We start from the raw sequence: 12,361 nt of genomic DNA on the forward strand, positions 1-12,361 counted from the left end.
ACTTACAAAATATTCCATAACTCTTCGGTGAAACAATAATAATTTACTTCTTCAATTTACAGATTGAATCTATAATCTTCACAAATAACTTCCCAATCTATAAACCTTAAAATTTGAAAAAAATACCCAGAATCGTAATTTTTTAAATGGATTGTTATATAAAATATGAAAATACCCTGTTGGGGGTATTTTTTGTTAAAGAGGGATTGGTTAGGTTTGATAATTCAGGTAAAGACGCCATAATGGCACCTATCGCACGGAATTGGAATACTCTACGCTATAATGTCGTAGAGAAATTGTTACAAGCAACCCGAGCAGACAGAGACTGCTAAAAATAAAATAATGACTAAATAAATTGTATAAGATAAACACAAAGATTTTGGGGGCAGAGGGTCGAAATGATACGTTTTGCAAAATACTACCACGTCTAGGATATACGCTAGCTGGGAAGGACAATACCAATTTCCAAATTTTCCTTCAAAGGAATTAATGAGGAAAGTGTTATCAACAGCGTAACAACTGTTGAAGCCCTGAAGTTGATTCTGCGGATGAATTTTCTAAGCATATTTATTGTGTTTATGAATTTACGTACAAAGATAACAATTTCTATACCTGAATTGAGTAGCGTTGCCTCCCTCGAGAGAGGGTCAAAGCTTCGACAGAGCATGTACATTTTTAACCTGCTACATACTATTTTAGTATCTGCCCCCTTTTTTAAATTTGAAAAAATGGAATTAGAAACGTGGTTTAAAACAAAGAAGTATCCACATATAGGTTTACCTATTACAATCAAGGATTATAATTGGGTAAAGGAGTATGTTGAAAATCCCGAAAAGGTTAGGACACATAGTTTTCTTCCTTTAATTCATAAAGTAATCCTAAAAAGAAAGTTTAGAGCAGACAAAGAAGTCCCAGCAAGAAACCCAAGTGGTAAGAGAAAAAGGAAACTTGCTAAACCAAAAGACCGTCACATTTTCTTTGCATCGCACCTTGACTCATTAATTCTATCCAAATACAATGAAATTTTAGCGACTGCATACGAGAAGTATATCGAAAATCTAAATTTTAATGAATCAGTTGTTGCATACCGCAAAATTCCAATTTCAAAGGGTTCAAAGAAAAATAAATGCAATATTGATTTTGCAAAATCAACATTTGAATTTATCCAAAAGAACAATACAAAAAAGCTTACTGCAATCGTTGCTGATGTAACTTCATTCTTTGACAATCTGAATCATAAAATCTTAAAAAAACAATGGACTAAGGTTCTGAACGAAACTACCCTACCCCAAGACCACTATAATGTATTTAGGTCTCTTACCAATATAAAATACATTGAAGGAGACCAATTGTTTGAAAGTTACGGCAATACAATGATGGTGAAAAAGGGGATTCCAAATTCTTCAAACAAATCAGAATTTGTAAGAAAGCAAATAAAAAACAGCAAATTCTTCAAAGAAAAAGGAGCAAGTCATTATTGTGATAAAAAGGAGTTTCTCAAAAACAACCTAAATCTTGTTATTTCAAAAAACAATTCGGAAGGAATACCTCAAGGAAGCCCAATTAGTGCAACATTGGCAAATATATACATGTTGGAATTTGACCAAGAAATCTTTGAAAAAGTTTCTTCCATTGGGGGCTTTTATCAGAGATACAGCGATGATTTAATAATTGTTTGCGATCAAGAGCATGAAAATGAAATAATACAATTAATCAGAGATAAGGTTGAAACTCTCGTTGATTTAAAAATTGAACCAAACAAGACAAAGGTTTTCCGTTTCGAGCATGTAAAAGGAAAGTTTACGGGTTTCGAGATAGATGAAAAAACTAAGACTCCAAATTTCAATCAGACTTTGGAATATTTGGGCTTTTCGTTTGACGGACGAAGAGTTTTGATAAAAACTTCGGGCTTTTCAAAGTTTTATAGGTCAATGAAAAGCTCATTTAAAAAATCAACATCGTTGGCTATTCACAGTAAAAACCCTGACAAGAGTTTATTCAAATCAAGACTTTATAAGCGATTTACACACAGAGGAGCAAAAAGAAAACTTATTTATAGACCATCAAAGGCGGACAAGACAGTTTACGAAAAAACAAACGAATACTATTGGGGGAATTATTTGAGCTACATTAACAAAGCAAATGATTCAATGAAATCAATAAACGGAGAAAATTATGTTCAAAGACAAAGCAGAAAATTTTGGAAAAAATTTAATGATTTAATGAAATTCCATGAAGCAAGACTTAAGTAACAGCGACCATTTAATCAAACAAAGCAGCGAAGACAGGAGGGCAGCTTTTAACATTTAGCCCACTAGCCAAAAGTCCATGCAAAGAGCCCTGATTGATGTGAAAATCTATCAGGGTCTTTTGGTTAGTGGCTGTTGACTGACATCCGCAGGGTGAAGGGCTTACTAGGTGGAATAGTATGCTGGTTGGTGGATTTTAGGAAGTGGTTGTTTTGGTTTTTTGGTTGAGGTTTTGACATAATGGTAAGTGTTGGTATTACAGTCGGCCGTACTTATGGCACTGCTTGGGGTCGTCTTGGGTTTTTAGACCCGGCATTGAAATGCTGGGTTAAGATGTCGGTCATGCCTGCCTGCAGCAGGTAGTCCTATGGCATTTGATTTTGAAGTCTGGAGACCAAAGACTTAGATGAATTAATAAACCTTGAGTACTCAATAGGTTTTATTCCTTCTTTATTTGTTTAAAAAGAATCTTATTAGTTTTTAATCACTGGAATTAGAGGCGTACTTAATTCTTCTTTCCGCAGGCCGAAAAAAGTTTAATATATAATTATACAATATAGTGTAAATTTATTACCTAAAATCACGTACTTTGTTATATTAGAAGCATTCACAAATGAATGTGAAAAAAGAAACCAGCTTCCCATTGACACAATTCGACTTCATCAAAGATATTGCCCGTTTTGGTCTTGAAAATGATCAGGAAAAGCTGAAGGATTCCCTTCAGGAGATGATAGAACATGCCAGAAAAACAAAAAAAACCAATCTGGCCATACAACTACAATCCATTCTGAAAGAAGCGATAAGGTTTCACCAAGCAGGATCACTTTCAAAAACCAGTTCAGGAATTCGCTTCGAAACCCCAACCAGTAAAGGAGTTGAGGATTTGATTCTGGACCAAGTTACTTCTGACTATCGCTTATCAGACCTTATATGTAATCCACAGATCAAAGAATCACTGGATCACTTTATTCTTGAACACCGAAAAAAATCACTTCTTGAAGCCCTTGAACTTCCGGTGGCACATAAAATTCTGTTTTATGGCCCCTCAGGCTGTGGCAAAACTTTGGCATCATATGTCATTGCTGGAGAATTGGAAAAAATGTTACTGGTTGTAAATCTAGGAGCTATTGTTTCATCCAAGCTGGGAGAAACAAGTAAAAATCTGGCTAGAATTTTTAAAATGGCAGCTTCTGGTGATTGTATTTTATTTTTAGATGAGTTTGATTCTTTGGGCAAAGTGAGAGACTATAGCCAAGACCATGGAGAAATGAAGCGTGTTGTCAACACAATCCTTCAATTGTTTGACTATCTACCTCAATCTACTATTGTGATTGCGGCTACCAATCAAGTCGGCATGCTAGATGATGCGCTTGTGAGAAGATTTGATACCCAAATTGGATTTGAACTTCCAGGGGAAAAGGAAATTGAAGAACTTATCGGATTGACCCTGAAGCGCGGAGTATTTACTTTGGGCTCTAAATCCGGAATCAAAAAGTTAATCCAAAAAGCCAAAGGGTTGTCATTCTATAGTATACAAAAAACGCTGATTACTGCCATGAAACGCAGTCTATATCAGCTTAAGACGGATTTGATACCTGCCAAAGTTGAAATCGATAAGGCAATCTGGGAAAAATTGATAGAGGACGAGAGGTCTGCTCTTTTAAATTCTGGTAAAGCTTAAATTCCACCTTCCAAGGAAGATCCTGCCTCCAGGTCTGAGATTAAATGTAGGTCATTGAGTAGTTTGATGTCATTGTATAAGGAGTCTGATAGTTTTGATTTTTTGTTTTTCTTGACTTCTTTTAACCTTACGACCAGTGAAAACTCATGCAGGTTTTCTTTGAGGTGTCTTGCTGCCCATTCTGGGATCTGGGATTTGCCATAGCATCTGATTGCTATTGACACATTAGGGTTATTTGGCTCAAAGTGATGACTGGATAGATTGAAGCATACCTTTTGGACATTTGAGAAAATCCTGTCTTCTACCCCGAAATGATCTTCTGCCCAAGACACATCAGATTTTAATTGAAAATTTTTCAAGTCTTGCTGAGATAGGGCAGTAATATCTACTGGTTTAAAAAAACCAAATGATATATGAAGAGGTAAATAGGCTAAATGGTTATTGAGCAATGGTAAGAATTTATAAACCAAGGTTCCAGTAACTTCTATTTTGTTTTTGGTGGTCAGAACCCAGTCAGGGAATTTGAGATTAAACGTATAAAATTCATCAAAAACAGCCCTGTCTTCAATAATAAACGTTACCGAATTATTGTCATTATCAAAGAGTCTTTCTTGGTTAGGCCTACCATGCCCAGTTAATTTTCTATAGATTTGTTTACTCTCTTTTGACTCAAAGTGGGGTGGTTTTTTTCCTGCCGGAGGTTCTGCAATGTTAATCAATAGTGCCTTTATACTAGTCATATTCAAATCTGGATATGCCTTGAGCAATTCAGCGACCAAAGAGGTAATCAGTGGGGCGGCAAGACTTGTTCCGGCCATTCTACCATAGTAGGGAGAGTTCGGATCTAGTGGATTGGTAATTACTTCCATAGCTGCTTCAGAGCTGATATAGTCTCCCCCTTCAAAAACTAAATCAGGTTTGTTAAGGTGCTTGTTGTCTTGAGTGTCTTTCAGTTTTTTTCCATTGATGAAAATACTAGGGTCCATATGGAACTTTCTGGTATAATATGCAGGATACTCTTTTGCGGGGGTAATTCCGTCGGTAACCCCATTTTCGAAATTTCCTGCAAGCGCTCCCACCGATATGATATTCATTGCCTCAGAAGGCTCCTGAATGTTGGTGAGTTCACAAATGTGAAATTCTATCTCTGGAGAAGTTTTATAAAAAAAGGATGGATAATGAAGATTTAGATCCATCTCACCCAATAGCATTAAGGTGTCCAAGTCATTCAAACTGTAATTTCCTACTGAATTGATTATTAATATATCCAATTCATAGACAAGCTTGTCAAGTTCATAAGCCAATCTTCCAATGGGTGCATTATAAGATTTTGACCCCGGCAGATTTAAAGAAATGTTGAAAATTCGAACGTCATAATTGAGGTTTAATTCTCGGATATTATCCAGCAATGCTACAATGTTTAGATCATCATTTTCCGCATGGATAACTTTCAGTACTGCGATTTTTGCCTTAGCTTCAATCACCTTTTTTGAATTATCAAAAAAGTCAGTCCCAAATGCAACGCATCCTGCAACAGCGGTACCATGACCTGCTTCATCCCAGGATGGTGCAGTGCCTGTATGATCGATTGCTATAGGGGTTACAATGTTTTGAAAAGGCTCAATTGATGTTTGAACCCCGGTGTCTATAATACAAACAATCGGTAGATCATCGGATATGCTCACTTCAAAACCATAGGTTCTTATAGGGGTGGCAACAACTCCAGGTTTGATCAATGGGACTCGTGCAGAGGAAATCAGCCTAATAACATCAAAATTATCTACCAAAACCTGATCCAATTTTGGGTTGTCCGCTTTCACAAAAATCAAGGTTTTTTCTCTATTAAAAGTAATCTCTATATTTTGTGATTGCAGAAAATCCAATAAAAACTCTAGTTGAACCGATGCCTTTCTATGCTGAAAGATTTCACATATACTGAGGATATACCCATCTTTACCCGAAAGGACTCCTTTTCTATTCTTGCTATCTAGTAGGTAGAAGTTACTTATAAGAGCAATTTTGGAAAATGGTTTTTTTCTATGATCCTCATTAGGCTTAAGGTTTGAAATGGAATTAATGTGGTCAGCAAATGAGGAGAAAAGCTTATCATCAATAATATTAAAAAGAACATTTCTATTGAAATTGGATTTCTCAATTGGCTCTAAACCATAGGTGCTATAAAAATGATTCTCCAATCCTTTATCAAAGGTTGTATGAAAATCAATCTGGATAAGGTCAAAATTGGAGGGGACTTTAAGTGTCTTTTTTTTTAATCGTGCATCTACGGCAGATATAAACTCCCCTAATTTTCTGGAAAGTCTGTTCTTTTTTACTTCTGATATAGGTTCCTCAGACTCTAAGTTATTTTCTTTTTTTTCCGGGTCTCTTCCTCTTGTTTTCTTGAAACCTTTTATTTTATCAGGCTGTCGGGTATAAATTAGATGAGGGAATTCTACCATAATTAGATAAAAATTGATTTTAACTATGAAATATAACTAATTAAAGTTTATTTTCTAGACGTTATAATAAACCCCACCAGTGAAATACTGATCTCTCAGGGTAGTCTATTTCTCTCTAGTCTTAAAGTTCAACTTGGCACTGGGTGAATTCCATAATTTTGTCCAAAACAACTCCCCTCAGGTTTCATCATTATCCAATTGGGCAAATAAGATGTAGTTAGCAATAATCTAAAATAATTAAGGCTGACAACCCAGAAAATTTTGGTGCTTTGATACAGATTGTCCTCTTCTTGCTTAATCGCGCTTTCATGAGCGCCAGATCATCATGGAAATAGATCCATTGGCTTTCGATCATCCTATAAAAATGAGAAATGGTCATTATCCTTGATACAAAGGCCATCAAACAGAATTTTAACAATAATCCTCCTCTTCAAATTCAAGTGTAGGATCACAGACGGTCTCTACAGCAGAGCCATAGAGGATAAAGCCAACAATCGGAGGAGGGGGCACGCAATCAATGGGTTTTTGGTTAAAAATATATTCTTCTCTGAGTTTCATCAGTAACCTTCCCAAAGCATTTTTACCTTTGAGTGTATGATCATCTTTCTTTGTAGCGGCCCAGTCTTTGTCTTTAGCAGAATATTCCACTATGGGTTTATCACTTGTTTGTCTTAGAACTGAAGAAAATTTCTCTAAGTTTTGAGATAACTTTACCTGAAGCACCCAATACATTACCTCATATTTTATTTCTTCCCAATCTTGTCTGGTTTTAGACAGGTATTTTCTACTGATCATTTTTGCAGTCATCGGGCTATGTTGCTCAATGATTTCTTGTTGGATGTTTGGAAATAAGGGGAATCTACAAGCTTGGTATAAGGCTTCTGCTGTAGGAATGATCACATCATTGACTCTAATTGAATAGCCTGGAGCCATATTGGATAGACCACCAAAAGACCCTTTGGTACTTCTAAAAGTAATGACCTCAGATTTCAAATATGTTCTTTCTGTGATTTTCATATGCGACAATTTACTATAAATTAATTGGAAAGCCTGAAAAGTAATCAACCTTTAAACTTTACATCTAAATGATACTCTAAGAATTCAGGATCGGGAAGGTACCTATCTGGTAGATGAATACTTTGCCTGTCAAATCTCTTAAAATAATCATGTAGGGTTTGATCATTTAAAAACGCTGAAATAGAAGTTGAGATATGAATTTTATAGTTTCTATCAATACCCAAATATCCAAGTTCAAAAGCCCTATCATGAAGGGGGTTGATACAAATACCGTTTCTTGGATTCATTCTGTTTTTTTCATCCACACTCCAAGGGACAATATGGCCAGCCACCAATAGATTGGGAATATTGATTCCTGTGATGCAACAGGTGTTTTTATAGGAGGCTAGAATGGTTTTTCTGAAGAAGTTTTGATTAACTCTGGTTTTCACCAGTTGTTCTCTCATTAAGCCTTCTTTAGGAAGTTCTTCAATGTTGATTTCATTCAATTCTCCTATTGGCTTTTGTTCTAATGACGCTCTCAATTTTTCACTTTCGTAGGCTACTTCTTGGATATTTCCGAAGAATTCATTCCAGATTTGTTCATCTAGTTTGCTCGTATTTTTCAATCCACTGACCCCGCGTTCTTGAAGGCTTGGGTCAAAACTGCCAAAATTTCCAAGCTTGAAGACAATAGATGACGGAGTCCTGCCCAGCAATTCTGCCAACTTTATTACTTCCGGATTTCCTTGATGGATTTTACCAAACTCCAATTTCCAATACAGGTTGATGGCTAGGATCAATTCATCTCTAGTCCAAAGTTTCTGTCCTTTTTTCACTGTAAAATGAATTTTGAGTGTTTATACCTCAGAGTCAGAACTTCCATAAGCAAGTTCAAAATAATTGGCCATTATGTCTTTGGTGTCAGAATTGATTTCTTTTCCTGTGATATTTTGTATAACAATAGGAAGTATATGATATAGGTCAAATAGGGCATCTCGATCTCCAGTAACAATTTCATAAAAACTTGCTCCATCAATCAGTCTTATTGCATCGTTTTCCGAATACCTTGCGCCCTTTTCTTTGTCTGATGGAGTGAAATGGATGTTTATTCTTGTTGGTTTTTTTGGGATTATAGTTACATAATATGCCGTATATCCTTTGTAGGTACTATATTTATTTCCCACTAAATTTTCCATTGCCTGATAGAGGCCTGACAAATCAGAGCCTTTAACCGTGTTGTATTTATTTTTTATTTCTGCAATGATTTTCTTTTCATGATTCACAAGATCCATGATTTTACCAGTTTCCAAATTATCCCAGCCTTCTACTCCACCAAGAATGATTTGATGGAAATCACCGATATGATTTTGTAGAGATTTCTGTGCTTGGCGCGTTTTCTCTGCCACCAACCATTCTTCATGTGAGATGTTAAACCCTGCGATTTGGAACATTGCTGAAAATGGATCGAGAACATTTTTGTTGAACTGGGTTTCGGATTTTTTGAGCGATTTTTCAGCAACAGATATGAGTTTTTCTACAGTACTGAAAAGATGATCATCTGAAATCCAAGAAAGTAATCGCATGTCGTTTGTATATTATTCCACAAACTAAAGAAACTCTATTGTTTTGCCAAATTATAAGTCTTTTTTGAATTATTAGAATTGCTAGAATAGTACTCATTCAAAAACTTCACTATGGCATAACCCACTTCTTGGCCTAAGTTGACGGGTACAGCATTTCCGATTTGCTTGTACTGCTGAGCTAAGGAACCAGCAAATTCCCAGCTATCTGGAAAAGTTTGGATTCGGGCATATTCGCGAACCGTAAAAGGTCTGGTTTCTTCTGGATGGCATCTCTCTGTTTGCTTTTGGGCAGGACTACATGTCAAAGTCAATGAGGGTTCATCCCAGCCAATCCTTCTAGCCATGCCCGTTTTGCCTCCACCTAAGTAAAAACTTCCTCCCATATATTCTTTTTGGACGTCTTCTGGAAGGTCACGCCAATACCCTTTTTGTGGTATCATGTCCAAAACTTTCTTTTTATATGCTGGATATTTCGCACCGTTTGATTTGGGAACATCTGTATCAAACAATGGCCCTTTTTTCAAGGCATCTTCTAAATTGTAAATTTTTTTATGTGGCTTCGGGTACTGGAAATCTATATGTATGTCTTTTCTAATACCAACCAAAATTAATCGCTCTCTTTTTTGTGGAACCCTGTAATGAATAGCCTTTAAAACTTGAACGGGAACTACTCTGTAGCCAATTTCATCCAAAATGGAAATCATACCTTGCAAGGTTTTACCTTTTTCGTGGCTCAATAATCCTCTCACGTTTTCACCTATACAGATGGCTGGGTTTACTTCTTGCACCACCCTAGCGAATTCATAAAACAATGTTCCTCTGGCATCATTAAGTCCAAGTTTCTTTCCTGCATAGCTAAAAGCTTGACAAGGAAAGCCACCTGTGACCACATCCACTTTGTTTCTGTATTCTGAAAAATCAAACTCTTTGATATCTCCTTCCAACACATTCCAATGTGGTCTATTTCTTCTCAAAGTTTCACATGCCCACTTGTCAATTTCATTCAATCCTACACATTTAAGTCCTGCTTTTTCAAGACCTATTCCAAGTCCACCTGCTCCTGCAAAAAGTTCTAGGACTGAGTATTCATGTTTCGGTTCGGCATAATTAGAGACCTCGTCATCTATTACCTCATCAAAGAGGCTACCCATAAGTAATTGCACATCGGATTTTCTGTAAACCCTATAGTTAGAAACAGGCTCTCTGACAGCGTTTAGAATACCTTCTTTATCCCATCGTCTTAAGGTTTCTTTGCTTTTTCCTACTAAGTCTGCTGTTTCTGCAAGTGACAAATATTCTTTCATGGTATTTAGATGATTTTAAGTAGCCTTAGTTGGTTTCAAGTAAGTAAAGCAAAAAGTAAGGTTTTGTTATTCCGTCAATTAGATAACCAAATTATCAAACCTTACACAATGGTTACAAATATAAAGTAATATGTTTTCCAAAAGTTATAAACTGATAGAATTTTTGACCGTAAAAATTTCAAAAACTAGATAAATGACGCTAATTGTCTCAGAAATATTTTCTCTTGTCTCAACGGGCAAATCTAATTCGCATACACCAAATGAATGTGACAACTTATGTCAATAATTTGCTTCTGACTTAAGTTAGAAATACCTTTATAGCTATTAAAAAAAAGCTAAGATGAATAAGATCATTGTAATTAACACCGAATATATCACAGCGTCAAGAACTTTAGAAACAATTGCATTGGAGAATTCTAGAAGAAGACGGTGTGTATTTGTTTACAATTATGAAGGAACCCACTTTAGATTTTTTGATACCTTAATCAGTGTAATTGAATTTTTTCAATCAGGAAAAGATAGTAATGTAAGCTTTAATACAGAGGATGAATTGGATTCTTACTTAAAGAATTATTAAATGTAATGTTAGATTAAATAAATTGTCTGGACCTAATAAATATTAATACTACACTATCTCCAACATCTCTACACTCAACACCTCCGCCAACTTCTGTATTACCTCTAAAGACAAATTTCTTTTTCCTTATTGCACTTCATAGATATAAAAAGCTGTAAATCAATGATTTTTTGTTAGTCCCTCTTGGGAAAGAAGCTTTTTTTAGACTATTTTCGAAATCTGATAATTTCCTTAATCAAATAGTATGACAATCAACTTCTCACATTTTGGAACCCATCTTGGCACAAGGTTTCTTGGTGAAACTGTTAGGAAGGATATTGAGCAAGCTTTAGTAATAGAAGCTCTTGTAGTGTTTGATTTTTCTGGCGTAGAGTTTATATCCCATAGTTTCGCTGATGAATGTTTTGGCAAGCTTTTACTCTCTATGAAAATTGAAGAGTTGAAAAGCAAGACTACTTTTAAAGATGCTAGTATATTGGTAAAGAGAACCATTGCATTTGCTTTAAAGGAAAGATTATTGCAATTGGAAACAGCTTAAAATCTCACCATACTCCCTATCCCCACCCCCAAAGCCTCCGCCAATTTCTCCATCACCTCCAATGATACATTTCGCTTGCCCTGCTCTATTCCTGAGATATAGGGGCGATTGAGACCAGACTTTAAGGCCAGTTCCTCTTGGGACAGGCCTTTTTCTTTTCTTAGCGCTTTGAGCCTGTTGCCAAATTTTTCTTTGATATCCATAATTTTTTTGTTTACTATTGTAAACATTTAGAATTTTTTCACTATATTAAGATAGTCGGTTTTGTCAATTAAATCGACAAATAAATCAGTGTTCTATCGAAATAGCGGGGGCAACGCTTTAAATTCTGCATCACAATCATGAGACCTACTAAAGCAGGACAAGTGGTAAGGTTCCACACACCATACCCTGATGAAGATCCAAATATGATTTATCATCTTTTGTATTTGGATGATGAAGACTATCCTGATATCCGCAAAGCTGATATTAAAGCCATGTGTTCAGATTCAAGTTTTTTACTCATTGATAGAGTTAACCTAGAGGACTTGGAGGTGGTGGAGTTTGACCTCAAAGATCTTTTGGGTTATCCAGTTATGATTATCAAAGAAGACCAATCTGAGGTTTCAGGTAAAGTGTATCAGCTTTACCAAGATAAAATTGTTCCTGAATTACATGTGAAAAAAGGGAAGGGAGTCGAAACAAATGTGAAACTAACCATAAAGGATGCCTTGGGATCTTTGCATACAGGAATGCTTTTCGTCACACCCAAAGTAAAGTCAAAAAACTCAAGGACAATACTATGATCAATTCAAATATTCAATAAACTAAACTTCCAAAAACCATGAAAAAAACAAAAATTAAATCACTGATCAAACATTTGAAGGATGTCAAGAAAAGAGGAGGAAAATTCGTTCACTACGAAGGCACTCTAATTGGCTTAGAGACAGGTAATGAAATCATTCTAACAACAGAGAGGCAGTGGTAATTTT

At 35.8% G+C, this 12,361-nt stretch carries 11 protein-coding genes; 5 read left to right on the top strand and 6 right to left on the bottom strand.

Translation table 11 applies throughout. The features are described 5' to 3' along the window. The first annotated feature begins 728 nt into the window (after window positions 1-728). Together BW935_RS02195 and BW935_RS02200 are read left to right on the top strand one after the other, a co-directional pair. A complete protein-coding gene (locus BW935_RS02195) occupies window positions 729-2,252 on the top strand; it encodes a reverse transcriptase domain-containing protein (protein WP_076498793.1) in 1,524 nt (507 codons plus the stop codon). A gap of 610 nt (window positions 2,253-2,862) precedes the next feature. Beyond that, window positions 2,863-3,930, top strand: coding sequence for an AAA family ATPase (locus tag BW935_RS02200; RefSeq protein WP_245802623.1), 1,068 nt, complete (start codon window positions 2,863-2,865; stop codon window positions 3,928-3,930). On the opposite strand, the gene BW935_RS02205 is transcribed toward BW935_RS02200, so the two are convergent. From BW935_RS02205 to dcm, 5 genes are all read right to left on the bottom strand, one after another. Continuing rightward, window positions 3,927-6,389 (bottom strand): S8 family peptidase, encoded by a 2,463-nt coding sequence (locus BW935_RS02205; protein ID WP_076498218.1) that lies wholly within the window; start codon window positions 6,387-6,389, stop codon window positions 3,927-3,929. The genes BW935_RS02200 and BW935_RS02205 overlap by 4 nt on opposite strands. A gap of 411 nt (window positions 6,390-6,800) precedes the next feature. Next, window positions 6,801-7,406, bottom strand: a complete 606-nt coding sequence (locus BW935_RS02215; protein WP_076498223.1) for an NADAR family protein — start codon at window positions 7,404-7,406, stop codon at window positions 6,801-6,803. A gap of 44 nt (window positions 7,407-7,450) precedes the next feature. Next, entirely contained in the window at window positions 7,451-8,224 is a 774-nt protein-coding gene (locus BW935_RS02220; protein ID WP_076498226.1) for an HNH endonuclease, read from the bottom strand. Between the two features lie 21 nt (window positions 8,225-8,245). Next, window positions 8,246-8,971: an Eco47II family restriction endonuclease gene (locus BW935_RS02225; protein ID WP_076498227.1), complete on the bottom strand. Its 726-nt coding sequence runs from the start codon at window positions 8,969-8,971 to the stop codon at window positions 8,246-8,248. 35 nt (window positions 8,972-9,006) lie between these two features. Continuing rightward, window positions 9,007-10,275 carry a DNA (cytosine-5-)-methyltransferase gene (gene dcm / locus BW935_RS02230; protein ID WP_076498229.1) on the bottom strand — a complete coding sequence of 423 codons (1,269 nt, stop codon included), beginning with the start codon at window positions 10,273-10,275 and terminating at the stop codon, window positions 9,007-9,009. 821 nt (window positions 10,276-11,096) lie between these two features. On the opposite strand from dcm, the gene BW935_RS02240 reads away from it, so the two are divergent. Next, window positions 11,097-11,390 carry an STAS-like domain-containing protein gene (locus BW935_RS02240; protein WP_076498233.1) on the top strand — a complete coding sequence of 98 codons (294 nt, stop codon included), beginning with the start codon at window positions 11,097-11,099 and terminating at the stop codon, window positions 11,388-11,390. Here BW935_RS02240 and BW935_RS02245 read toward each other — a convergent pair. Next, entirely contained in the window at window positions 11,387-11,593 is a 207-nt protein-coding gene (locus tag BW935_RS02245) for a helix-turn-helix domain-containing protein (RefSeq protein ID WP_076498796.1), read from the bottom strand. The genes BW935_RS02240 and BW935_RS02245 overlap by 4 nt on opposite strands. A 138-nt stretch (window positions 11,594-11,731) precedes the next feature. Between BW935_RS02245 and BW935_RS02250 the strand changes: the two genes are divergently transcribed. Next, on the top strand, window positions 11,732-12,175 hold the full coding sequence (locus BW935_RS02250) for a hypothetical protein (protein WP_076498235.1): 444 nt from the start codon (window positions 11,732-11,734) through the stop codon (window positions 12,173-12,175). Window positions 12,176-12,213: 38 nt separating this feature from the next. Next, window positions 12,214-12,357 (top strand): hypothetical protein, encoded by a 144-nt coding sequence (locus BW935_RS18285; protein ID WP_175606628.1) that lies wholly within the window; start codon window positions 12,214-12,216, stop codon window positions 12,355-12,357. The last annotated feature ends 4 nt before the right edge of the window (window positions 12,358-12,361 follow it).

This window comes from Belliella pelovolcani (genome assembly GCF_900156785.1).
GTDB classification, from domain to species: domain Bacteria; phylum Bacteroidota; class Bacteroidia; order Cytophagales; family Cyclobacteriaceae; genus Belliella; species Belliella pelovolcani.